Annotated in this window: 23 protein-coding genes; 9 read left to right on the forward strand and 14 right to left on the reverse strand. The window is 67.4% G+C overall.

What is annotated here, in order from left to right; translation table 11 throughout:
- Positions 1 to 3 precede the first annotated feature (3 nt).
- The 4 genes from ACQKIE_RS15505 to kynU all read left to right on the forward strand — a co-directional run bounded on the left by ACQKIE_RS15505 (position 4) and on the right by kynU (position 5,042).
- Positions 4 to 2,073, forward strand: a complete 2,070-nt coding sequence (locus tag ACQKIE_RS15505) for an FUSC family protein (protein WP_427460701.1) — start codon at positions 4 to 6, stop codon at positions 2,071 to 2,073.
- 54 nt (positions 2,074 to 2,127) lie between these two features.
- Positions 2,128 to 3,153: an amidohydrolase family protein gene (locus ACQKIE_RS15510; RefSeq protein ID WP_427460703.1), complete on the forward strand. Its 1,026-nt coding sequence runs from the start codon at positions 2,128 to 2,130 to the stop codon at positions 3,151 to 3,153.
- A 95-nt stretch (positions 3,154 to 3,248) separates the two neighbouring features.
- Positions 3,249 to 3,746, forward strand: a complete 498-nt coding sequence (locus ACQKIE_RS15515) for a hypothetical protein (protein WP_427460705.1) — start codon at positions 3,249 to 3,251, stop codon at positions 3,744 to 3,746.
- A gap of 15 nt (positions 3,747 to 3,761) precedes the next feature.
- Positions 3,762 to 5,042: a kynureninase gene (gene kynU, locus ACQKIE_RS15520; RefSeq protein ID WP_427460707.1), complete on the forward strand. Its 1,281-nt coding sequence runs from the start codon at positions 3,762 to 3,764 to the stop codon at positions 5,040 to 5,042.
- Positions 5,043 to 5,139: 97 nt separating this feature from the next.
- On the opposite strand, the gene ACQKIE_RS15525 is transcribed toward kynU, so the two are convergent.
- The 7 genes from ACQKIE_RS15525 to ACQKIE_RS15555 all read right to left on the reverse strand — a co-directional run bounded on the left by ACQKIE_RS15525 (position 5,140) and on the right by ACQKIE_RS15555 (position 12,913).
- A complete protein-coding gene (locus ACQKIE_RS15525) occupies positions 5,140 to 6,432 on the reverse strand; it encodes an argininosuccinate lyase (protein ID WP_427460709.1) in 1,293 nt (430 codons plus the stop codon).
- A 9-nt stretch (positions 6,433 to 6,441) separates the two neighbouring features.
- Positions 6,442 to 7,389 (reverse strand): N-acetyl-gamma-glutamyl-phosphate reductase, encoded by a 948-nt coding sequence (argC, locus tag ACQKIE_RS15530; protein WP_427460711.1) that lies wholly within the window; start codon positions 7,387 to 7,389, stop codon positions 6,442 to 6,444.
- A 6-nt stretch (positions 7,390 to 7,395) separates the two neighbouring features.
- Complete coding sequence (locus tag ACQKIE_RS15535; RefSeq protein WP_427460713.1) at positions 7,396 to 8,712, reverse strand: acetylglutamate kinase; 1,317 nt, start codon at positions 8,710 to 8,712, stop codon at positions 7,396 to 7,398.
- A complete protein-coding gene (locus ACQKIE_RS15540; protein ID WP_427460715.1) occupies positions 8,702 to 9,799 on the reverse strand; it encodes an acetylornithine deacetylase in 1,098 nt (365 codons plus the stop codon). Before ACQKIE_RS15540 ends, ACQKIE_RS15535 begins: the two co-directional genes overlap by 11 nt.
- A 7-nt stretch (positions 9,800 to 9,806) precedes the next feature.
- The gene (locus ACQKIE_RS15545; protein ID WP_427460717.1) at positions 9,807 to 11,012 is read right to left on the reverse strand and encodes an argininosuccinate synthase; all 1,206 of its coding nucleotides are present in this window, start codon (positions 11,010 to 11,012) and stop codon (positions 9,807 to 9,809) included.
- A 41-nt stretch (positions 11,013 to 11,053) separates the two neighbouring features.
- Positions 11,054 to 12,061, reverse strand: coding sequence for an N-acetylornithine carbamoyltransferase (locus tag ACQKIE_RS15550; protein ID WP_427460718.1), 1,008 nt, complete (start codon positions 12,059 to 12,061; stop codon positions 11,054 to 11,056).
- A 300-nt stretch (positions 12,062 to 12,361) separates the two neighbouring features.
- Positions 12,362 to 12,913, reverse strand: a complete 552-nt coding sequence (locus tag ACQKIE_RS15555; RefSeq protein ID WP_427460720.1) for a glycine zipper 2TM domain-containing protein — start codon at positions 12,911 to 12,913, stop codon at positions 12,362 to 12,364.
- A 206-nt stretch (positions 12,914 to 13,119) separates the two neighbouring features.
- Here ACQKIE_RS15555 and cysS point away from each other — a divergent pair, with 206 nt between their 5' ends.
- Both cysS and ACQKIE_RS15565 read left to right on the forward strand, forming a co-directional pair.
- Entirely contained in the window at positions 13,120 to 14,499 is a 1,380-nt protein-coding gene (gene cysS / locus ACQKIE_RS15560; RefSeq protein WP_427460722.1) for a cysteine--tRNA ligase, read from the forward strand.
- Positions 14,496 to 14,942, forward strand: a complete 447-nt coding sequence (locus ACQKIE_RS15565) for a SufE family protein (protein WP_427460724.1) — start codon at positions 14,496 to 14,498, stop codon at positions 14,940 to 14,942. The genes cysS and ACQKIE_RS15565 overlap by 4 nt, the downstream gene beginning before the upstream one ends.
- Positions 14,943 to 15,016: 74 nt before the next feature.
- Here ACQKIE_RS15565 and dksA read toward each other — a convergent pair whose 3' ends face one another.
- Positions 15,017 to 16,123 (reverse strand): RNA polymerase-binding protein DksA, encoded by a 1,107-nt coding sequence (gene dksA / locus ACQKIE_RS15570; protein ID WP_427460726.1) that lies wholly within the window; start codon positions 16,121 to 16,123, stop codon positions 15,017 to 15,019.
- Between the two features lie 169 nt (positions 16,124 to 16,292).
- Here dksA and yidD point away from each other — a divergent pair, with 169 nt between their 5' ends.
- From yidD to ACQKIE_RS15585, 3 genes are read left to right on the forward strand one after another with little or no spacing between them, the layout of a single operon-like run.
- Positions 16,293 to 16,499 carry a membrane protein insertion efficiency factor YidD gene (gene yidD / locus ACQKIE_RS15575; protein ID WP_427460994.1) on the forward strand — a complete coding sequence of 69 codons (207 nt, stop codon included), beginning with the start codon at positions 16,293 to 16,295 and terminating at the stop codon, positions 16,497 to 16,499.
- Positions 16,492 to 17,829 (forward strand): dihydroorotase, encoded by a 1,338-nt coding sequence (locus ACQKIE_RS15580; protein WP_427460727.1) that lies wholly within the window; start codon positions 16,492 to 16,494, stop codon positions 17,827 to 17,829. The genes yidD and ACQKIE_RS15580 overlap by 8 nt, the downstream gene beginning before the upstream one ends.
- Positions 17,826 to 18,626: a M23 family metallopeptidase gene (locus ACQKIE_RS15585; RefSeq protein WP_427460729.1), complete on the forward strand. Its 801-nt coding sequence runs from the start codon at positions 17,826 to 17,828 to the stop codon at positions 18,624 to 18,626. The genes ACQKIE_RS15580 and ACQKIE_RS15585 overlap by 4 nt, the downstream gene beginning before the upstream one ends.
- Positions 18,627 to 18,680: 54 nt before the next feature.
- Here the strand turns inward: ACQKIE_RS15585 and folE2 are convergent, their stop codons facing one another.
- The 6 genes from folE2 to ACQKIE_RS15615 all read right to left on the reverse strand — a co-directional run bounded on the left by folE2 (position 18,681) and on the right by ACQKIE_RS15615 (position 23,544).
- Positions 18,681 to 19,604, reverse strand: a complete 924-nt coding sequence (folE2, locus tag ACQKIE_RS15590) for a GTP cyclohydrolase FolE2 (protein ID WP_427460731.1) — start codon at positions 19,602 to 19,604, stop codon at positions 18,681 to 18,683.
- Between the two features lie 98 nt (positions 19,605 to 19,702).
- A complete protein-coding gene (locus ACQKIE_RS15595; protein ID WP_427460733.1) occupies positions 19,703 to 20,539 on the reverse strand; it encodes a squalene/phytoene synthase family protein in 837 nt (278 codons plus the stop codon).
- Positions 20,536 to 21,216 carry an HAD family hydrolase gene (locus tag ACQKIE_RS15600; RefSeq protein ID WP_427460735.1) on the reverse strand — a complete coding sequence of 227 codons (681 nt, stop codon included), beginning with the start codon at positions 21,214 to 21,216 and terminating at the stop codon, positions 20,536 to 20,538. Before ACQKIE_RS15600 ends, ACQKIE_RS15595 begins: the two co-directional genes overlap by 4 nt.
- A complete protein-coding gene (gene ubiG / locus ACQKIE_RS15605; protein WP_427460738.1) occupies positions 21,213 to 21,920 on the reverse strand; it encodes a bifunctional 2-polyprenyl-6-hydroxyphenol methylase/3-demethylubiquinol 3-O-methyltransferase UbiG in 708 nt (235 codons plus the stop codon). Before ubiG ends, ACQKIE_RS15600 begins: the two co-directional genes overlap by 4 nt.
- Before the next feature lie 5 nt (positions 21,921 to 21,925).
- Entirely contained in the window at positions 21,926 to 22,210 is a 285-nt protein-coding gene (locus tag ACQKIE_RS15610) for a YciI family protein (protein ID WP_427460740.1), read from the reverse strand.
- The gene (locus ACQKIE_RS15615; RefSeq protein WP_427460741.1) at positions 22,207 to 23,544 is read right to left on the reverse strand and encodes a TRZ/ATZ family hydrolase; all 1,338 of its coding nucleotides are present in this window, start codon (positions 23,542 to 23,544) and stop codon (positions 22,207 to 22,209) included. The genes ACQKIE_RS15610 and ACQKIE_RS15615 overlap by 4 nt, the downstream gene beginning before the upstream one ends.
- Positions 23,545 to 23,609: the final 65 nt, after the last annotated feature.

The raw sequence follows: 23,609 nt of genomic DNA on the forward strand, positions 1-23,609 counted from the left end.
ACCATGAGCAACGGCTACTCGCTCCGCGCCAGCGTCATCGGCACGCTGATCCGGACGAAACGACCCGACGTCCCCATGCGGGTCGCGCTGCGCAACACCGCGGCCGTGGTCCTGCCGCTCGCCCTCGGCCTCGCGCTGGGCTACCCGCAGGTGGGCATCGGTATCGCCGCCGGCGCGCTGGACACGATGTTCTCCGACCAGCCCGGGCCGTACCAGCAGCGCCTTAACCGCTTGTTCCTCGCCGCGCTGGCCGCGGGTGCCGCGTCGCTGGTCGGCTTCCTGATCGGCGACTGGGTCGGCCCGATGTCGGTGGCCTGCGCGGTCTGCGGCTTCTTCGGAGGCCTCCTCGTCGTCTTCGGTCCCGACATTGCACGCGTCGGCATGACAAGCATGCTGCTGCTCGTGATCACCGCCGCCACGCCCACCGATCTGCGCGGTGCGCTCGCGGGCGGCGCCCTGATCTTTTCCGGCGGCATGTTGCTGGCTCTGTTCTCTATCGCGGCGTGGCCGCTGCAACGATACCGGCCCGAGCGAATGGCGCTCGCCGCCGTCTACCGCGGACTGGCGGTGCTCGCCCGCAAACCGCAGCAGGACGGCGAGGCGCCCGGCCTCACCGACGCCATGGACGCCTTGCAGGTCACGCTGCTCGGCCGGCACCACGCGCGCGGCCGCGCGATGGAAGCCTTCCGCGTGCTGTTGGAACTGGCGGAGCGCATCCGCCTCGAACTCATCGCCATGGCCGTCCTGGAAACGAGCCGCGACGGCATGGGGGAGATGTTTCGCAACGACGCGGCCCGTGTCCTGATCGCGACGGCCGACGCACTCGACGCGGCCGAGCCCCCGCAACGCGCCGAGCGCGCGCTCGCGACGTTACAGGCCAGCGAGCGTGCGCTGCTCGCGGGCGGCACGGCCGTCGGGCTGGGGGCGCACATCCAGGCCTTGTCGGGACAGCTCGCGGCCGTCGTGCGCAACACGAACTGGGCCGGTTCACGCGGCGAAGAGCGCGCGCAGCGGGCTGAAACCACTCTTCCCGAGACGCTGCGTAGCGCGTCGGCGCTGTCGACGCTGCGCGCGAACCTTACCCCGGGCTCGGTCGCGTTCCGGCACGCCGTGCGCTGCGCCGTCGTGCTAACGCTCGCCTTCGCCATCTCCCGCTACTACGCGCTGCCACACGGCTACTGGCTGCCGATGACGGCGGCGATCGTGCTGCGCCCGGATTTCGCCGCCACGTTCAATTTCGGGCTCCTGCGCGTGGTGGGAACGATCCTTGGGCTCATGCTCACCACGCTCGTCCTTCGCCTGACGCCCGATGTCGTCTGGGCGCATATCGCGGTAATGGGCGTGCTCTGCGTCATCTTCCGCTACCTCGCCGGCGCGCATTACGGCATCGCCGTCGCCGCCCTGACCGGCACCGTGGTGGTGCTGCTTTCGTTCGAGGGCGTGGATCCGTTCAACGCGATGTCGGACCGCGTACTCAACACCGCGCTCGGCAGCGCCCTCGCCTTGCTCGCCTACCTGCTCTGGCCCACCTGGGAGCGCCACCGGGCTCGCAGCGCGCTCTCGGACATGCTCTGCGCCTATGCGGACTATCTGGAAGCCCTCGTCGCGCCCGCGGACAGCCGCACACGCTACGAGGTGCGCGCCGCGACGCGCACGGCCCGCACGAACGCCCAGGCGTCGCTCGATCGCATGCTTGCCGAACCCGGGACGCCCGCCGTGCTGAGCGAATTGGCCGAGACCCTCTACGCCAATGGCAACCGCCTCGCCCGTACCGCGATGGCATTGGAGTCGCTGATCGACGCGGGGGAGGTGCCCGAAGCGTGGCCTGGCGTGGGGGCGTTCATCCACGAGGCTTCGATCGCGCTGCGTGCGCAGGGAGGAGCATTGACCCGAGGCGAGCCCATCGCGATGCCGGTCGGATTGCGCGAGCACCAGCGAGCGCTGGTCGACGCGCTGGCCCGGCACAAGGACCGCGAGTTCGTGGAAGCGGTCTCCCGCCTTACCGACCGCCTGACCGACAACGTCGACACGATCGCGCACGTGGTCAACCGCAGGTCGACCGCGCCGGCCTGAGGGTTGCTGCACCGCGAGAGGCTCCTCCGGGCCGGCGGCGCTACACTCGGCCCCATGCTCAAGATCGACACCCACGCGCACATCCTGCCCCGTGACTGGCCCGATCTCGCCGCCCGCCATGGCGACGAGCGCTTCCCGGTGATGACCCATTCCAGTGGGCACCACCGGATCTACAAGGACGGAAAGTTCTTCCGCGAAGTCTGGGACTCGGCCTTCGACGCCGAACACCGCATCGCCGACTACGCCCGTTTCGGCGTCGGCGTGCAGGTCGTCTCCACGGTGCCGGTCATGTTCTCGTATTGGGCGAAGGGCCACCAGGCACTGGAACTGCACACGCACCTCAACGACGCCATGGCGGAGGTATGCGAGGCGCACCCGCGACATTACGCGGGCATCGGTACGGTGCCGCTGCAATCGCCATCCCTCGCCATCCGCGAGATGGAACGTTGCATCCAGGAACTGGGGCTGCAGGGCGTGCAGATCGGGTCGCATTGCAATGCGTGGAACCTCGACGCGCCGGAGTTGTTCCCGTTCTTCGAGGCCGCCGCCGACCTCGGCGCGGCCATTCTCGTGCATCCCTGGGACATGATGGGCACCGATACGATGCCCAAGTACTGGCTGCCCTGGCTCGTGGGCATGCCGGCTGAACAATCGCGCGCCGCCTGCGCCTTGATCTTCGGCGGCGTACTCGAACGATTGCCCGCGCTCAGGGTCATGCTCGCCCACGGCGGCGGCAGCTTCCCCTATTCCATCGGCCGCATCGAGCACGGTTTCCGCATGCGTCCCGATCTCGTCGCGACGGACAACGCGCGCAATCCGCGCGAATACATGTCGCGTCTTTATTTTGATTCCTGCGTGCACGACGAGGCCGCGCTGCGCTACCTGCTCGCCACTGCCGGTAGCGATCGCGTCATGCTCGGCACGGACTATCCCTTCCCGCTCGGGGAGCAGGAACCGGGAAGTGGCATCGAGGCCCTCGGGCTCGACGACGCGGAGCGCGCACGGCTGTTCCACGGCACCGCGCTGGAGTGGCTTGGCGTGCCCATGTCGCGTTTCCAGTCCGTTGCCGCCGTGGCGTGACCTGGCGCACAGCCTGCACGCCATGCCGGCGCGCGCGCTGTGCCAGAATGCCGCCGTTACGCGGCGCCGCCGCGTCCTCCAAGGGGACCCCGATCGTGAACCGCCTTCCGCGCCTCCTCCTGACTGCCCTGGTCTTCGCGAGCCCCGCGCTCGGCGCCACCGACGTGTCCATGATGGGGGGCGATCTCCGCTTCACGGTACCCGACGCATGGGTGCCGATCATGCAATCGGAAGGCGAGAAGGAAACGCAGGTGTTCCAGGTACCGGGCTCGAGCGCCGCGGACGCCACACTGGCGCGCGTCTCGATCACCTCGCAGAAGGTGCCGAACCTCAACGGTTTCCAGCAGTTCGCAGGCAACCTGCGGAGCCACGCCACGGCCCTTCCCGAGTACGCAGCGGGCAAGGCGGGCTCACCCACGGAGAATGTCTATACCGCAAAGGAAGGCACCGTGAAACTGAACTATTTCGAGCGCTATTTCTATAGCAGCGGTTACGCCATCCAGTTGCGCTGCATCCGCCCGGCGGACGATGCGCGCTTCGGCGCCGCTTTCGACAAGGGTTGTGCCGAGGTGGCCGCCCGCATGTCTTCCTGATTCCAGGATGTCCCAATGACCGTTTTCGAAGCGACGCGCGCGTGGGCAGACGCCCAGGACGCCGCCGATCCGCTACACGCCTTCCGCGATGAATTCCACATTCCGTCGCACGAGGGACGCGACGCCCTGTACTTCTGCGGCAACTCGCTCGGATTGCAACCAAAGGGCGTGCGCGCCGCGATCGAAGCGGAGCTGGCGGACTGGGCGGACCTAGCGGTCGAGGCACATTTCCGCGGCCGTTCGCCGTGGATGCATTACCACGAGTACGTGCGCGACGCGATGGCCGAGGTCGTCGGCGCGCAACCGCATGAAGTGGTCGCGATGAATTCCCTCGGTGCCAACCTGCACCTCATGATGGTGAGCTTCTACCAACCGACGGCAGAGCGCCCCGCCATCCTGATGGAAGCAGGCGCGTTTCCCACCGATCGCTATGCGCTTGAATCGCAAGTGCGCTTCCACGGTTTCGACCCTTCGCGCGACCTCATCGAATTACAACCTGACGGCCCCGGCGGCACGTTGTCGATGGCGGCGATCGAGCGCGCCATCACGGAGCATGGCCATCGCGTCGCGTTAATCATGCTGCCCGGTGTGCAGTACAGGACGGGGCAGGTCTTCGATCTGGAGACGATCGTGCGCCTTGGCCATGCGCGGGGCTGCGTCGTCGGCTTCGATCTCGCGCACGCCGTGGGTAACTTGCCGCTGGCCCTGCACGAGAGCGGCGCGGACTTCGCCGTCTGGTGTACGTACAAATACCTCAACGCCGGTCCAGGCGCCGTCGCGGGTGCCTTCGTGCACGATCGCCACGCACGGGCCGACCTGCCGCGATTCGCCGGCTGGTGGGGTCATGACAAGGCCACGCGTTTCCAGATGGGTCCGCACTTCGTGCCCACGCCGGGAGCCGACGGCTGGCAGCTCTCCAATCCCCCGATCCTCGCGCTCGCGCCACTGCGCGCATCGCTCGACGTCTTCGCCCGCGCCACGATGCCGCGCCTGGTGGAGAAAAGCCGTCGCCTGACCGCCTACCTCGACTGGCTCATTCGCACGCGGCTCGACGAGGTGCTGGATGTCGTGACACCGAACGATCCGGCCCAGCGCGGCGCGCAGTTATCGATTCGCGTGCGTGCCGGTCGCGATGCGGGACGTGCGCTGTTCGAGCACCTCGAAAAGCACGGCGTCATCGGGGACTGGCGCGAACCGGACGTCATCCGACTGTCGCCGACGCCGCTCTATAACCGGTTTGCGGATTGCTTCGGGGCCGTGGAGGCCATTGAGGCGTGGCTCAGCCAAAGGACGTGAGCGAGCATGGCATGTAGGAGCCGCTACAGCGGCGAGAGCAGTCCCGCAATGACGTCGCGAGGTTCTTCGCCGCTATAGCGGCTCCTACAACGCTCGTTCAGCGCATGGCGGTCAGTCGCGCCTGCAGCGAATCCAGCATGAGGTCGTAGCCAGCGCCTGGCGACGTGCGGGCCGCCAGGCTCGACTCGGGCGTGCGCCCTTCCCCTGCCGACGCCGCCGTTTCCGCCGCGGCGCGATACGCATCGCGGAACGGAACACCGGCCACGGCCTGCTCGATCGCCACGTCGGTCGCGTACATCGCCGGCTCGATCGCCGCGCGCATCCTGTCCGCTTTCCATTCGAAGCGGGCGAGCATGTCCGGCAGCAGTTCGAGGGCGCCAAGGCCCATCGAGAAGCCGTGGAACAGCGAGCCCTTGGAGAACTGCAGGTCGCGCTGGTAACCGGAGGGCAGCGAGAGCAGCTGCTCGATCTCCGTGCGCGCGGCGGCGACACTGGCATAGCTGGCACGCAGCAGTTCGACGACGTCGGGATTGCGCTTGTTCGGCATGATCGAGGAGCCGGTGGTGTACTCCGCCGGTAGCTTCACGAAATCGAATTCCGCCGTGGTGAACAGCGACAGGTCCCACGCGAGCCGGCGCGTGTCCAGTAGCGCCGTACCGACGGCGTCGAGTGCCGCCATCTCGAACTTGCCGCGGGAAAGCTGTGCGTAGATCGGCGACACCTGCATGCGCCCGAAGCCCAATGCCGACGTCGTGTGCGCACGGTCGAGCGCGACGTTGACACCGTAGCCCGCCGCGGTACCAAGCGGGTTGGCGTCGATGAGTTCCAGCGCCTGTCGTGCCCGCAGCGTGTTGTCGATGAAGGCTTCGGCGAAGGCGGCGAACCACATGCCCGTCGAGGACACCACCGCGCGCTGGATGTGCGTATAACCGGGCATCGGCAGTGCCTCGCCCGCGGCCCGCTCGAGGCAGACTTCGGCGACACGGCGACACAGCGATTCCAGCGTCGACAGTTTCTCCTTCAGCCACAGGCGCGTCGCCACGAGGATCTGGTCGTTGCGGCTGCGCCCGGTGTGCACGCGGCGGCCGGCGTCGCCCAGTCGCTCGGTCAGCCTCGCCTCAATGGCGGAATGACCGTCTTCGAAGCGTTCGTCCAGGATGAAGCTGCCCTCCGTGAAGTCGGCCGCCAGCGCATCGAGCTCGCGCAGCAAGGCATCGCGCTCATCGGCCGACACGACGCCGATGTTGGCGAGGCCTTCGACATGCGCCTTGCTCGCAACGATGTCGTGCAGGAAGAACTCGCGGTCGAGCACGACATCGTTTCCCGCCAGGAAGCGCATGATGCGCGCGTCGACCTGCGTGTCGGACTTCTGCCAGAGCGGCTGGGTCATGGGGGTTCCTCAGAGCGGGATGGCGGTGAGCTCGTCGAAGCCGAGCGCGCGGTTGACGTTTTGCATGGCCTGCGTGGCGGCGCCCTTGAGCAGGTTGTCGAGCGTCGCGACCACGACGACCCGGCGGCCGTCGGTGGACAGCGCGAAACCGCCCACGTCGAGGTGGTGCCGGTTCGCCACATGGCTGACCCACGGCGCCTCGTCGACCACGTGGATCAACGGCTCCTTCTCGTAACGCGCCTCGAAGCGACGGACAATGTCCTCGCGCTTCGCCTGCTTCGCGAGATAGAGGTTCGTGGTGACCGTGAGACCCCGGAAATGTGGCGCCACGTGCGGCATGAACTCGACAGGCAGGCCGAGGTGGCGGCTGGCTTCCTTCTCGTGCATGTGCCCCGTGAGCGAGTACGGCATGAGGTTGTCGCGCAGCTTGTCGGGATCGTTGCGGTCGGACGGCGTGGTGCCCGCGCCCGAGTAACCCGACACGCCGAAGGACACGGGCGGCGCGGCGAGCAGATCCTTCACCGGTGCGATGGAGACCTGGATCGCCGTGGCGTAGCAACCGGGGTTGCTGATGCGCTTCTCGCCGCGCCAGCGCTCGCGATACAGCTCCGGCAGCCCGTAGTACCAGCGCTCGTCGAAGCGGTAATCGGCCGAAAGGTCGACGATCACGGTACTTGCGCCCGCCTTGTCTATCGCCTCGACGTAAGGCGCGGCCTTGCCGTTGGGCAGTGCGAGGACGACCGCGTCGACGCCTGCCGCGGACACCGCGGCCGGGTCCAGGTTGCCGTACGCGAGGTCGCCCCGGTACGCATCGCTATGCTCCGCGAGGCGCTGTCCGTCGAGTTCCCGCGACGAAACGAAGGCCAGTTCGAGGCCGGGATGCCCGGCGACGAGCCGGATGAGTTCGGCGCCCGTGTGGCCGCGCGCGCCGACGATGCCGATGGTCTTCTTGGCCATGACGCTTCAGTCCTGCAAGGTGGGTTCACGCGCGGCGCAGTGCGTCACGCAACGCTCGATGTCGTCGAAGTTGTCCAGGCCATACCAGAACACCTTCCACCGGGCCTGCTTGAGGCAGCCGTCCGATTCCGAGTAATAGAACGGGTTGATCGGGTTGCCATGGCGCGAGCGCCAGAACAGCTTCGGATTTTCGTCCCGCATCACCTGCCATACGGCACGGCCGAGGCCTTCGCCCTGGGCGTCGTCGAGCACGGCGAACTTGTCCAGATAGGCAAAGCCTTCTTCTTCCGTGAGGACCATCGCGGCGCGGTAATTCTCCGAGACGTACAGGCGGTGCAGCCTGGTACGTTCGAAATAGCCGTCCACCAGGGTACGGCCGAAGCTCGATTCGATGAGCTGCCGCATGCGCGCCAGGTCCACGCCGCTCCACGACGTGAAGCGCAGGACGCGCTCGCCCCGGCGCACGAGCGTGCCCGAACCTTTATGGGTGAACAGTTCCTTCGCCAGTTCCGCCGGACGCGTGATCGATACCGAGGACGTGAGTGGCAAGCCGTCCAGCAGGTCCTTGATCTGCTCGATCTTCAGGCGCATGCCCGAATGCAGCCAGGGCTGCTGGATGAGCTGGTCGTACTCGGTGGAAAGATTGATCGAGTCGATGACGTTGCCATCCCCGTCGAGCAAGCCGCCCGTGCCGGTGAGGAACACGATCTTGTACGGCTGCAGCACGCGCACGAGCTCGTTCGCCGCGAAATCGGCATTGATGTTGAGGATCTGCCCCTCGGCGGTCTCGCCGAGGCTCGCAATGACCGGAATCGACCCTGCGCGAAGGCTCGCCTCGATCGGCGCAAGGTTGATGTCGCGCACGCGACCCACCAGGCCGAAGGTGCCGCGGTCGAGGAAGTCGGCAGTGAAGACCCCCGACGGCACCGAGGTGGCGCGGGTATCGGCTTCCTGCAGCGATTCCACCAGCCGCAGGTTCTGCGCCTGGAACACGCGTCGGACGATCGCGAGGGCCTCGGGCGAGGTGACGCGCAAGCCATTGACCGTCTTCTTCTCGATGCCGGCCGCCGCGAGTTCCTCGTCCAGCTGCGGCCCTGCCCCGTGCAGCACGATCGGCGTGAGACCGACCTGCTGGAGGAAGGACAGCGAGGACGTAAGGTCCGGCAGTTCGTCGCGCAACACGGCCCCGCCGACCTTCACGACCGCGAAGCGCGCGGCGTCGAGTTGCGAGAACCGCTTCAGGTATTGCTGGATTTCGCGCGCGCTGCCCATGGAGGAAAGCAGGCGGACGATCGTCTTGCGGGTGTGTTTGTCAGAGTGCACGGTCGACAATCCGGTGGATGGTCCTGGCGTACGCCGCCAGTTGGTCGAGGGCAACCCACTCGTCGGCGCTGTGCGCCTGGGCGATGTCGCCAGGGCCATAGACGATGGAGGTATAGCCTGCCTTGGAGAACAACGCGGCTTCGGTCCAGAAGTCGACCGCGTTGCCGACCGGGATGCCGAGCTCGTCGGCGAGGTCGCGGGCGGCAAGCCGGCGCGCCTCGGCCGTCGCGGTGTCGCCCGCCGGCAGCGAATCGCCGCGGAAGGTCTCGCCGTACTCGACCGGATGCGGCTCCACGAGTGTGCGGAATGCCTCGAGGAGCGCATCCGCATCCATCGACGGCAGGGGGCGGAAGCCGAAGCGGACATCGGCCGTCGGCGCGATCACGTTGGCCTTGATGCCGCCCTCCACCTTGCCGACGTTGAAGCGCAAGCCCGTGAGGCCGCCAAAACGTTCGTGCGACTGCGCCTGCACGTGGTCCAGCGCGGCGGCGCCCCAGCGAATCGCCTGGTGCAGGGCGCTATCGGAGGGTTTCTGCTCTCCCGAAGCATGCCCTGCCCTGCCCTGGAAACGCATCTGCACCGAGTGGATGCCACGATGCGCGAGCACTGCTTCGCCGCGGGTGGGCTCGGCGACGATGATGGCCTCGTAATCGCGCGGCACCTTGAGAAAGCCGTCGATGCAACGAGCATCGTTGGCCTCCTCATCGGTCGACAACAGCAGCGCCATGTCGCCCTGGGTGGCGTTCGCGACGGCGACCAGCGCGGCGGCGGCCCCCTTGATGTCGCAGGCGCCGAGGCCGATGGCACGATCGGCGGTCACGCGAAGGTCGAACGGGCTCGCGGTCCAGTGCGGCGAGTCCGGCACCGTGTCCATGTGCACGTTGAACACGTACTTCGGCTTGCCTCGCACGGCGTACAGGTTGACGGCACCGGCACCGAAGTCGGTCACCTGCAGGTCGAACCCCGGAAGGTTCGCACGCAGGTAATCGAAGATGCCGCCGGTGCCGATCGTTCGCGGCGGATTGCGCGTGTCGAAGCCGACCAGCGCGCGCAAGTGGGTGAGCGTATCGGTCAGGAGGGAGTCCATGGGTTCGTCACTTCCCGTTCGCGCGGTCGACTTCGGCCCAGAGCGTGGAGCTCATGCCGTAGAGCTTGATGAAGCCCTCCGCCTCGGCCACGCCCCAGTCGGCGGCTTGCGCGTACGTGGCCTTCGCGGACTGCAGGATGTTCTTCGATTCCACCTTCACGGCGTACACGGTGCCGCCACGCGTCTCGATGATCACCTTGCCGTCCACCTTGCGCTGCGTGGAGACGAGGTAGGCTTCGAGGTCCGCCTTGATCGGGTCGTTGAAGAAGCCTTCGTAAGCGACTTCCGTCCACTTCCGGCCGATGTCGGGCTTGAAGCGGTTCTGCTGCTTCGACAGCACGGTTTCCTCGAGCGCGCGGTGCGCGGTCAGCAACGCGGTGAGCGCCGGCGCCTCGAACACGATGCGGCCCTTCAGGCCGATGTTGGTGTCGCCCGTGTACATGCTGCGGCCCACGCCGTACTTAGCCAGTTCGCGATTGAGGAAGCCGAGGATTTCCGGACCCGACGCCGCCTTGCCGTTCAGCGACACCGCGGTGCCCTGCTCGAAGCCCAGCTCGACGCGCAACGGTTCGGACGGCCATTCGGAACGCGGTGCGCACCAGGCGACGGCACCTTCTTCCGGGATGTCCCATGCGTCGATTTCGCCGCCGGAAATCGTGACGCCGAGGACGTTCTCGTTGATCGTGTAATGCTTCGTCTTGGCGCGTACCTCGAAACCCTTGTCCTCGAGGTACTTCTGCTCGTACGCGCGGACCTGTGTGTGCTCGCGCTGGATCTCGCGGATCGGAGCGATGATCGTGTAATCGCCGAGCGCCTTCACGGTGAGGTCGAAGCGCACCTGGTCGTTGCCCATGCCCGTGCAGCCGTGGGCGAACAGCTTCGTGCCGAGCTCGTCGCAACGCTCCAGCGATGCCTTCACGATGAGGTAGCGGTCGGAGACCAGCAGCGGATATTGGCCCTGATAGAACTCGCCGGCCCAAATCAGCGGCGTCACGAAGCTGTCCCAGATGGCCTGCGCGGCATCGACGGTGCGGTGCGAGGCGGCGCCGAGTTCATTCGCGCGCTGCTCGATGTAATCGCGCTCTTCGGCGGAGACACCGCCGGTGTCGACGAACACCGTGTGCACGGCGTAGCCGCGCTCGATCAGGTAAGGAACGCAAAAACTGGTGTCGAGGCCGCCCGAGAAGGCGAGGACGATATCGTTGCTGGACATGCGGACTCCGAAGGAAGCGTTGGACCGAAAGATGGGGCGAATCAGGATTGCGAAATGAGCGAGGCCATCACGGCCTTCTGCACGTGCAGGCGGTTCTCGGCTTCGTCGATGGCGATGCAGGCCGGCGAATCCATCACCGCATCGGTCGCCTTGATGTTCCTGCGCAGCGGCAGGCAGTGGCTGAAGAGCCCGTTGTCCGTGAGCGCCATCTTGGCCTCGTCGACGATGAAATGTTTGTTCGCGTCGCGGATCGCCTTCTCCTCGTCCCAGCGGCCGAAGTACGGGATGGCGCCCCAGCTCTTGGCGTAGACCACGTGCGCGCCGCTATACGCCGATTCGATGTCGTGCGATACCTGCAGCGAACCGCCGTTCTCACGCGCATTGTCGCGGGCGAACGCCATGTAGCGCTCGTCGAGCACGTATTCCGGCGTGGGGCACAACAGCGTCACGTCCATGCCCATCTTCGTCGCGATCAGCAGCGCGGAATTCGCCACGGCGGTATTCAGCGGCTTCGGGTGGTAGGTCCAGGTCAACACGTACTTGCGGTTCTGCAGGTCGCCCAGGTGCTCCTTGAGCGCCAGCGCATGGGCCAGCTCCTGGCAAGGATGGGTGATCGTCTCCAGGTTGATGACCGGTACCGTGGCGTACTGCGCGAACGCGGCCAGCACCTTGTCCTGACGATCCACCGACCAGTCGACGAACTTCGGGAAGGCCCGCACGCCGATCAGGTCCACATAGCGCGACAGCACGCGCGCCACCTCCGCAATGTGCTCCTCCGTGTCGCCGTCCATGACCGCGCCGACCTCGAACTCGATCGGCCATGCGTCCTTGCCGGGCGAGAGGACCACCGCGTGACCACCCAACTGGAAGGCGCCCAGTTCGAAGCTGGTACGCGTGCGCATGGAGGAATTGAAGAACAGGAGCGCGATGGACTTGCCGGCCAGGTGGCGGCCCTGGGGCGATCGCTTGAACTCGGCGGCCTGCTCGAGCAGCGCGTCGATCTCGCCGCGGCTGTAGTCCTGGGTGGAGAGGAAGTGGCGAACGGTCATGGCGATCCGGATCGGTCGGTGGCCCAGGGGGCGTGGAGGAAAGGAGGAATCGGAAACGAAAAAACCCGGCACATGGCCGGGTTTTTTAGTCGGTACGAATGAAACGCGCGCGACAGCCTACCCGGCAGTGGGTCCGATGTTCGGTCGACGAGCACGCGACGTCATCCCCGCGGCCATACGGGCGCTGGTCAGGACGATCGCGGTGTAGACGGTGTGGGACACGGAGGAGCCTGGGTAGGTGGAACGGCGATCATGCCGTGGATTGCTGCGTTGCGCAACAGGGCACGGCGCCGGCGACGATCAGTCGGCCGGCGACACGCTCACGCGGACGCGCAGGCGCTCGCCCGGGTCGTAGTTGAGCCGCGAAACGTACACCTCGCCGCGATAGCGATATTCCACGTCGTAGCCGGCGATGCGCCGCTGTTCGGACACCGTGCTCACGTCGCGGCAGCGGGTTTCCGTGCTTTCGTACGTGCGATCGCCGCGGCGGGAGAGGCCGTTGCCGACCGCGCCGCCAGCCACCGCACCCGCCACGGTCGCGGCCTTGCGCCCGTCGCCCTTGCCCACGGTATTGCCGAGCACGCCGCCGACCACGGCGCCGAGGATGGTGCCCGCGGTGCTGCTGCCACCCGACTCCTGGCGGACTACCGGCTGGTCGTAGCATTCCTGGCGCGGCGTCTCGACGCGCGAGACGCCATACACGGGATCGACGCGCAGCACGTCGGCCCACCCGTAGTGGGTGTTGTCGTCTGGGCCCGGGCCGCCCGGGCCGGGACCGTAACGACCGTCCTGGGCTTGGGCACCGGTGGCGAAAACCGCGAGCATGAGCGCGGGGATGAGCAAGCGAGACATGTAGGAGAACCTCCAGCCAGGCGCACGAGAGCGCCTACTGGCATGCATTTCATCAAGTTCACGCTGAATCCACGCTTAGAACCCGGGAGCGTAGTATCCAGGGCTCTGTCAACCAAATCCGCGCCCGCGCGTGGGCCGATTCCGGGGCCGCCCTTGTTACTATTCCGGACTGGCTGCCTCGCCGCGACCCGCCCCACGGATTCCCGATGCCGATCTCGCTCTACAACACCTTGTCGCGCCGCACGGAGGCGTTTACCCCGGTCGACCCCGAACGGGTGACGATGTATCTCTGCGGGCCCACGGTCTACAACTACATCCACATCGGGAACGCCCGTCCGGCGGTCGTCTTCGACGTCCTGGCGAGCCTGCTCCGCCGGCATTACCCGAGGCTGGTCTTTGCCCGCAACATCACGGACGTGGACGACAAGATCAACGCCGCCGCCGCCGCGGCCGGCGTGCCGATCGAGCAGATCACCGATCGCTACGCCCAGGCCTATCGCGAGGACATCGCCCGCCTCGGCGTCGCCCCGCCCGACGTGGAGCCGCACGCCACCGCCCATATCCCTCAGATCGTCGCCATGATCGAGCGGCTGATCGCCGGTGGCCACGCCTATGAGGCGGAAGGCCATGTCCTGTTCCACGTCGAATCGTTTCCTGAATACGGCGCGCTGTCCGGCCGAGACCCGGACGAACTGCTGGCCGGTGCCCGCGTCGAGGTCGCCCCCTACAAGCGGAGTCCGGGCGATTTCGTGCTGTGGAAGCCGTCCGATGCCACCCTGCCCGGCTGGGACAGCCCCTGGGGCCGTGGCCGTCCGGGCTGGCACATCGAATGCTCGGCCATGAGCGAAGCCCACCTGGGCGACACGATCGACATCCACGCCGGCGGCGTGGACCTCACCTTCCCGCACCACGAGAACGAGATCGCCCAGAGCGTCTGCGCGCATGGCGGCAAGCCCTTCGCGCGCTACTGGCTGCACAACGGCATGCTCACCTTCGACGGGCGCAAGATGTCGAAATCGCTGGGCAACGTGCTCCAGCTGCACGAGTTGCTGCGGCAGCATCCGGCCGAGGCCCTCCGCCTCATGCTGTTGCGCGGCCATTACCGCCAGCCGCTCGACTGGTCCGACAGCGCCATGACGCAGGCCGTGCGGACGCTGGACGGCTGGTACGGCGTGCTGCGCGACATGGCGGATGTCGAGACGGGCGATCCCGTGCTCCCCGAGTCGGTCGAGGCGGCGTTGTGCGACGACCTCAACACGCCGCAGGCGCTCGCCGAACTGTCGCAACTGGCGGACGCGGCGCGCCGCGCCACCGGCGGCGCGCGTGCTTCCGCGAAGGCCGCCTTGCTTGGCGGCGGCGCACTGCTCGGGTTGTTGCAGCAGGATCCGGAAGCGTGGTTCCGTCAGGGGAACGCCGGCGAGGCGATCGACGCGGAGGCCATCGAAGCCCTGCTCGAAGAGCGCCGGGCGGCCCGTGCCGCGAAGGACTTCGCACGGTCCGACGCCATTCGCGACGAACTCAAGGAACGAGGCATCGCGATCGAAGACAGCGCCCAGGGCACGCGCTGGAGCGTGGTGAAGGCATGAATACACCGATCGAAGCCACCGCCACCGAGGCCCAGGCCGCCATCGCGGAGGAATTCGCGTTCTTCGGCGACTGGACCGAGCGTTACCAGTACCTGATCGACCTCGGCCGGCAGCTGCCGCCTTTTCCCGACGAGCGGAAGACCGAGGAGAACCGAGTGCATGGCTGCCAGTCCATGGTCTGGCTGATCCCCTCGGGCGACACATCGCGGATGCATTTCGACGCGGCCAGCGATTCGGCCATCGTGTCGGGGCTCATCGCGCTGGTACTGCGCGTGTACTCCGACCGCTCCGCACGGGAGATCGTGGAGACGGAGCCGGCGTTCATCCAGGAGATCGGACTGGCGAAGCACCTCTCGCCCACGCGTTCCAATGGCTTGGCGGCCATGCTGGCGAGACTGAAGGCGTACGCCGCGGAAGCCCTGGCGGCTGACGGAAACGCCTGATCGGGCATCCATGGACGGCTGACAAAAAAAGCCCCGCTAGTGCGGGGCTTTTTCGTTGGCAAGGCCGGAAGACCTCAGTCGCCCATCTGCTTCTGCAGGTGTTCGCGGCGTTCCTGGGCGTCCAGGGACAGCGTGGCGATCGGGCGGGCGTCGAGACGATCCACGCCGATTTCCTCGTCGGTCTCCTCGCAATAGCCGTAACGACCTTCCTCGATCCGGCGCAGGGCCTTGTCGATTTTCGAGATCAGCTTGCGATAACGGTCGCGGGTGCGCAGTTCGAGTGAGTTTTCCGTCTCGCGCGTGGCGCGCTCGGCTTCGTCGCCGACGTCGCGGACTTCCTCGCGGAGGTTGTCCATGGTCTGGCGGGATTCCTCGACCAGCTGCTCGCGCCATTCCTTTAGCTTGTTGCGGAAATAAGCGAGGTGGCGAGGATTCATGTACTCCTCGTCGTCGCCCGGACGGTAACCCTTGGGCAGGTCGATGACGGTGGAAGCGGGCAGCGCGTAGCGGCCGTCTTCACGCGTGATGCCGTTGTCGGCGGTATTGGAGGCAGTGCTGTTCATGCTGGCTTGCGCGGACTTCTCGTTTCTGGATGAGTTGGTGCCTGCCACCGCGGACGCTGTCCGGGGCGGCGCGGCGGCAACGGCCGATGCCGTGCGTCCCTTTGCGGACGCGGCAGGCGCGGCAGTGGCGACTTTCTTTGCCACCGGCGCGGGCGCCGGCGCGGGTGCGGGTGCGGCCTTGGCCGGCACCGCGGGTGTCTTCTTCACGGCGGCAGGCGACGCCTTTTTCGCCGCGGCGGGAGCGGGCTTGGCCGCCGGCTTCGCTGCTGGCTTCGGCGCCGGCTTGGCTGCGGGCTTCGTCACGGCCTTCGACGAGGCCGACTTGGCGACCGGCGCCTTGGCGGTCTTTGTCGGCGCCTTGGCGGCTGGCACCGACTTCGCCGGAGCCTTCGCGACAGGCTTCGCGGCAGCCTTTTTCGCCGGCGCCGGTGCAGCCTTCTTCGGCGCGGACTTGGCAGCCGACTTCACCGGCGCCTTGACCGCCGCTCGCGCCGCTGTCTTGACCGGCGCCTTGGTCGCCTTTCCGGCCGCTACCGTCCTGGCCTTCTTCACGTCGCCGGCTCCGCCCTTCTTGGCGGCTCCCTTGGCGGTTGCGGAACTACGAGCGTTTTTCGCCATTTCCTTCACCTCGGTGGCCGTGGCGGCGGGGTGTTATAGCCCAGATGCGTTACCCCAGCAACCCGTCTTCTGGGATACTGTCGGCTGGCCTACGCCGGTCGATACCGGACACACAGTGACCCGCCTCCTCCTATTCCTGCTGTCCCTCTACAAACGGTGGCTGAGCCCGATGCTGGGGGCCCGCTGCCGGTTCCATCCATCCTGTTCCGATTATGCACGGGTTGCCATAGCACGCTTCGGTCCGCTGCGTGGCGGCGTCCTCGGCGCGTGGCGCATCCTGCGCTGCCAGCCCCTGTGCGAAGGCGGGCTCGATCCCGTCCCGGAACAATTCGTCCTGCGCCGCTGCGGCGCCCAAGGAGCACATACCCATGACTGATGCCTGGCTCATCAAGAACGCCGAACTCGTCAACGAAGGCCGGCGCTTCACCGCCGACGTCCGTCTGCGCGACGGAAAAATCGAGACGATTGCGCAGGGCCTGGAAAAAAACCGTGACGAAGAGGTTATCGACGCCTCGGGCCTGTGGCTGCTGCCCGGGATGATCGACGACCAGGTCCACTTCCGCGAACCCGGCCTCACCCAGAAGGCCGATATCGCCAGCGAATCGCGCGCCTGCGCCGCCGGCGGCATCACCAGCTTCATGGAAATGCCAAACACGAAGCCGCCGGCCCTCGACCGCGATTCGCTCGAAGCGAAGTACACACGCGCCGCCGAGACCTCGGTGGTGAACTACGCCTTCTACATGGGCGCGAGCAACGACAATCTGGAAGCGATCCGCGCGCTCGATCCGAAGAGCGCCCCGGGCATCAAGGTGTTCATGGGAGCTTCCACCGGCAACATGCTCGTGGACAACCCGGAAACGCTCGACCACATCTTCCGCGACGCGCCCACGCCGATCATCACGCACTGCGAAGACACGCCGATGATCGATGCCAACCTGGCGAAGGCGCACGAGAAATACGGCGAGGACATCCCGGCGCGCGAGCATCCGCTGATCCGCTCGCGCGAAGCCTGCATCAAGTCGACGAAGCTCGCGATCTCGCTGGCAAAGAAACACGGCACCCGTCTGCACGTCTTGCATATCTCCACCGCCGACGAACTTGCCCTGTTCGAGCCGGGCCCCATCGAAGGCAAGAGGATCACCGCGGAAACCTGCGTGCACTTCCTGCACTTCGCGGCACCGGATTACGAGCGCCTCGGCTTCCTCATCAAGTGCAACCCCGCGATCAAGGACGAGTCGGACCGCGAGGCGATCACCAAGGCCCTGGCCGAAGGCCGCCTCGATGTCCTTGCCACCGACCACGCGCCGCACCTGCTCGAGGAAAAGGAACAGAAATACGACAAGGCACCGTCCGGCCTGCCCCTGGTGCAGTTCGCCCTGCAGGCGGCGTTGGAGCGTGTGTTCGAAGGCAAGCTCACGCTCGAGCGCGTGGTCGAGGCCGTCTGCCACGCACCGGCCAAACTCTTCGACGTGGAGCAACGCGGCTTCCTTCGCGAAGGCTACGCCGCCGACCTCGTTTTGGTGGACCCGAAGCGCAAGCACACGGTCACCCGCGACGAAGTGTTGTCGAAGTGCGGCTGGTCGCCGTTCGAAGGCACCACTTTCAGCAGCAGCATCGCGTCCACCTTCGTCAACGGTCGACGTGTGTTCGACGGAAGCAAGGTGGACGGAACCATTCGCGGCCAGCGGCTGACGTTCGATCGATGAGAACATTCTTAGGCGCACTGGGTGCGCTCACCCTCGCCTTGCCGGCGGTCGCCGCGACGGCTGCCGTGCCCGCCAGCGTGTCGCAAGGTGCGTTGGTCATCGGACATGCCGCACCGGGTTCCCGCGTGACCGTGGCAGGCAAGCCCATACACGTGGGCGACGACGGGGTCTTCGTCTTTGGCGTGGGCCGCGACGAGCAGGGCCCTATCGCCGTCATGGTTGGCAAGGACCGGCGCAGCGTGGCGGTCACGCCGCGTGACTGGCCGATCGAGCGGGTCGACGGCGTGCCACCGAAGACGGTGAACCCCCCGCCGGCGATCGCCGCGCGTATCGCCCGTGAACAGGCGGCAGTGGTCGCGGCGCGCGATCGGGACGACGCGCGGGAGGATTTCGAGAAGGGATTCATCTGGCCGGTGACGGGGCGCATCAGCGGTCGCTTCGGTAACCAGCGCATCTACAACGGCGAGCCGAAGGCGCCGCATTCCGGCATGGACATCGCGGTGCCCGAAGGCACGCCGGTCAAGGCGCCGGCGGACGGCGTGATCACGTTCGCGAACCCCGGTCTCTACCTCACCGGCGGCACCTTGCTGCTCGACCACGGCTTTGGCCTGTCGTCGAACTTCCTGCACCTGTCCCGAATCGACGTGAATGTGGGCCAGCGCGTGCGCCAGGGCCAGGTCATCGGTGCCGCGGGGAAGACCGGCCGCGCGACCGGGCCGCACCTGCACTGGGGCTTCAACTGGTTCGGTGTGCGGCTCGATCCGCTGCTGCTGCCCGGAATTGCGCCTACCTCGTAGGAGCCGCTATAGCGGCGAGAAGCCAACAGAGCGGGGACGCCGAAAGCCGATGCCTCAGCGAACCTTCGACGCGAACGCCACCGCGTCGTGCGGGTGCAGGCTTTCGTGGTGCGCCACGCGCAGGTGGAAGTCGGCGATGTTCGGATCGTTCGACAGCGCCTTCTGGATGCGTCGCGCCGCGTCCTCGCAGAACATCAGGTTCTGGCCGTTCGCCAGGGCAAAGGCCTGCTCGTCGGCGCGCTTGACCGCCGTCTGCACGGGCGTGCCGAGCGCGGCCTCGACGTTGTCGATCATGCCGATCAGCGGGAAGACGCCCTCGCCCGCCGGTCGCACGCGGATGGTTGCCGTGCTGCGCTGGGCGTGCGGCGTGGCGACGATGCCCTGCTCCGTGCCAAGCCATGCCAGGATCGTCTCGCGATCCAGCGGCTGGTCGGCGGCGAAGGACTTGGCGAAGTTGTCCTGGATCAGTTGGCGCGACAGCGCCGCGGAAGCGGGACAGGTCGACGAATACACGACATCGGTGGTGATCTCGATGCGGAACGTGCCGCCGGTGAGCGTGGCGTCGATCGTGATCGGATAGGCGCGCCAGCCACTGTTGTCGCTACGCAGCGACCGGCGCCGAACCAGGTGCTCGAAGCCGACAGTGAGGCGGGCGTGGTCCGAGAGGCCCTCATGCGACGCCAGGAAGGACTCGAGCAGTGCCCGGATGCCACCCGACGTAAGCGGCCCCGCCGACAGCGCCTCGGACACCAGGAGGTACAGCCGCGACATGTGGATGCCGCGGACCTCGGGTTTGACGAGGTTGACGAAAGCACCCACCCGGGCGCCAGTGGAACGCACGTCGCCGTCGCCGGCATCGAACGCCACCGGCATTTCCATGCCATCCATACCCACCCAGTCGAGGGTGCCGATGGCCAGGGCATGCTCCTGGGAGGCGACATCGGGCAGAAGGCGGGTGGGAGAATCGTGGATGTACATCAGGGAGATCCTTGGGACGTGCCGGTATCCGGCTTACCGAGACCCACATGGGGGGTCCGTGGAAGTGGCTCAATGCTTAGTGCCGGGAAACGGTCAGTTCAGCCAAAACGACCCGCATGCCGGGCCGCGAGCCATGCACGGAGCGCCGTGGCTGGCCCGGTGCGCCACTGGCGGCGATGCAGTTCGACGAAGGGCTCCTTGGCCCGCGCGGCCGCGGTGGCCGTGGCGAGTGCGGTCCGGCCCTCCAGGCCGCGGAAGGTACTGAGCGGCTCGCCCTGTGCCAGCGCCTCGCGCAAGCCGGTGGCCAGCGCCCGCAATTGTTCCCGCAGCACCTCCCGGCGCGCCGGCGAATCGGCCTTCAGCTGGGATCGTGAGAGGCCATGCCGGGCCAGGCGCGCCATGGGCAGCGGCAGGCGCTCGCGCTCGGCGTCCAGTTCGAGCCGTGACAGCGCGAACACCAGGTGCGACAGCGTCGCGATCCGCGCGGCGGATTCCATGGGTGCCGCCTGGCCGAACCACCACGCGTTCTCGAGCGCGGCCAGGGCACCGTGCAGCCCCCGCGCCGCCGCCACCTGGGCGTCGAAGTCCGACGCCGTGCCCTGTTCGAGCTGGGCCATGGCCGCCAGGACCGGGGCCAGCCACAGGTTCGTCGGTATCGCCCGTGCGCGTTCGCTCGCGAAGAGGACTTGCGTCAAGGGATGCCGGCCGCCGCTCGCGGCCGCGCCGGACAATTCCTCCGCCCACCACTGCAGCTTCGCCGCGGCCACCTGGGGCTCGCGGATGCCATACGCGGATGCGACGAGCTCCTGTTCCAGCGCCGCCAGCGCGACACGCTCGTCGCGTACGGGCGCGTCGACGAAGCCGAGCGCGACCCGCTGCTGCGGCTGCACCGCCAGCCATTTCTCCACGAAGCTTTGCGTGGCGCCGTCGCTCACGCCGCGACCTCGCCCACGCCGAGCAGCGCGGCGAGTTCCTCCGCCGTGTCGAGCACGGCATCGGCACCCCAGCTGTCGGGGTCGCCGCCGTCAAGGTAGCCCCAGCGCACCGCCACGGTGAACATCCCCGCCGCGCGACCGGCGAGGATGTCGCGGCGATCGTCGCCGACGAAGACGGAGCGTGCGGGATCGCAGCCCGCGATCGTGCTGGCATGGAGCACGGGCGCGGGATCCGGCTTCTTCACCGGCAAGGTATCGCCGGAGACCACGGCGGCGGGCTTCCAGTGCGGAACGGCCTGCGGCAGCAACGCGTCGGTGAGAAAACCGGGCTTGTTGGTCACGATGCCCCAGCGGATGCCCGCGGCGTCGAGACCTGACAGCATCGACTCGATACCGTCGAACGGCACCGTGTGGCTGGCCATGCCGGCCTCGTAGATGGCCAGGTAACGCGGCACGAGTTTCAGCAGGTCGTCGGGATTGGCGCCGGGAAAGCCGGCACCGATGATCGCGCGCGAACCGCGCGACACGACCGGCCGGACGCGCTCGTACGGCGGCGGCTCGAGGCCGTGTTCGGCGCAGAGCACCTGGAGGCCGGCATAGAGGTCGAGCGCGCTGTCGAGCAGCGTGCCGTCGAGGTCGAAGAAGGCACCTTCCGGCTTGAACGGAAGCGCGATCACGCGACCTTCCTCGCGGCGAGGACGTAGTTCACCGACGTGTTCGTCGACAGGCTGGCGTTTCGCGTGAGCGGGTTGTACGAAAGACCCTGGAGGTCTTCCAGTTCCAGCCCGAAGCGACGGAGCATGGCGGCCACTTCGGACGGCTTCAGGAACTGCGCATAGTGGTGCGTGCCGCGCGGCAGCAGGCGCATGAGGTATTCCGCACCGACGATGGCGGCGCCGAACGCCGCCGGCGTGCGATTGAGCGTGGAAAGGAAGAGCTGGCCGCCAGGCTTCACCATGCCGGAGAGGTCGCGAACCAGCGCCAGCGGATCCGGCACGTGTTCGATCATTTCCATGCAGCAGACGGCATCGAACGACGCGGGCTCGGACTCCGCGAGTTCCGTAGAGGACTGCACGCGGTAATCCACGTGGAGGTTCGATTCGAACAGGTGCAGTTTGGCGATCTGGATCAGCTTCTCGCCAAGGTCGATCGCCGTGACGTTCGCTCCCGCGCGCGCCAGCGCCTCGCTGAGGAGGCCGCCGCCGCAACCGACGTCCACGACTCGCGCGCCGCGCAGATTGGCGCGGCCGGCAATATATGCGGCACGCACGGGGTTGAGGTCGTGCAACGGGCGCGACTCGCCATCGGGATCCCACCAGCGCGCCGCGAGTTTCTCAAAGCGGGCAATTTCCTCGGGGCTGACGTTCGTCTGGTTCTGCATGGTCTTCAGTCCTTCGCGCCGGGACGGCGCGCGCGCCATTCGTGGACGGTGAGCGTCGACGAGCCGGTCACGTGCAGCGGATCGCTGTGCGCGATCTGGGTCGCGGTAGCGAGGTCGGCGGCGCGCAGGATATAGGCACCACCGCTGCCGTCGGTGAACGGCCCCGTGAGTTCGAGCAGGTCCTGCTCGATCAGGTCCTCGAGGAACGCCTGGTGCGCCTCGCCCGCTGACGCCTGGAAGGCAGGCGTGCGCATGGCGAGCACGAGGTAGAGATGCAAGGGTTCGTTCATGCTGCGTCCTCCGCGGCGATGCGTTCGCGCCATGCGCGCGCCTTGGCGCGGATGGCGGCGGTGTCGATGTCGACGAGATCGCCGGCGGCGAGCTTGCGCCGTCCGTCGATCCAGACGTCGCTGACCTGGTGCCTGCCCGTGGCGTACACCAGCTGTGACGCCACATGGTAAAGCGGCTGCGTTTCCAGCGCGTCGAGACGGACGGCGGCGAGGTCGGCGCGCTTGCCCGGTTCGATCGAGCCCACGCGTTCGCCGAGGCCGATCGCCTTCGCGCCGTTCAGGGTGGCCGCGCGCAGCGCGTAAGCCGCGTCGAAGGCGGCCGCGTCGCCCGCCACGGCCTTGGCCAGCAGCGCCGCGGTGCGCATCTCGCCGAACATGTCGAGATCGTTGTTCGACGCGCAGCCATCGGTGCCGATGCACACGTTCACGCCGGCGGCGCGCAGCTTTTCCGCGGGACAGAAGCCCGAGGCGAGCTTGAGGTTCGACTCGGGGCAATGCACCACCGAGACGCCCGCCTTCGCGCATGCGGCGATTTCCGCATCCGTCAGCTGCGTCATGTGCACGGCGACGAGGCGGTCGTTGACGATGCCTAGCTTCTGCAGGCGCTGGAATGGCCGGATGCCGTCCTTCGCCACCGCCTCTTCCACTTCATGCGCGGTCTCGTGCGTATGCAGGTGCACGGGGATGTCGAGCTGGTCCGCGAGCATGCGGATGCGCTCGAAATTTTCGTCCGACACGGTGTAGGGCGCATGCGGCACGAAGGCGGTGGTGAGCAGCGGCTCGCCACGCAAGCTGTCATGCACTTCCAGCGCGCGGCTGAAGTACTCGTCCGAGGTCTTCGCCCAGGCCGTGGGAAAGTCGATAACCGGCAGCCCGATCACGGCACGGAAGCCCATGGCCCGGTAGGTGGCGGCGATCACGTCCGGGAAGAAGTAGTTCTCGTTGGCGCAGGTCGTGCCGCCACGGATCATCTCGGCCACGGCGAGTTCGACGCCATCGCGAATGAAGTCCGGCCCCATCACCCGCCCTTCGGCTGGCCAGATGTGGTCCTGCAACCAGGTCATCAGCGGCAGGTCGTCGGCGAGGCCGCGCAACAGCGTCATGGGATTGTGCGTGTGCGCGTTGATCAGTCCCGGAATCAGCGCGTGCTCGTCGAGCACGACGCGCTCGCGTGGCGCATAGGCGCTCCGCGCCTCCGCGATCGGCAGCAGGGCCACGATCTCGCCGCCGTGCACGGCGACGGCATGGTCTTCGAGGACGACGGCATGGGGCTCGACGGGGACGACCCAGCGGGCCTCCACGAGGAGGTCGATGTCGGTGGGGCTGGCGCTCATCTGGGGCCTCGGTGGGGAAGTCGGGAGCCTCATGCAAGAGCGGCACGGCACCCAGGGGGTCGCCG

This window comes from Luteibacter sp. NPDC031894, assembly GCF_050273135.1.
In the GTDB taxonomy this organism is placed as follows: domain Bacteria; phylum Pseudomonadota; class Gammaproteobacteria; order Xanthomonadales; family Rhodanobacteraceae; genus Luteibacter.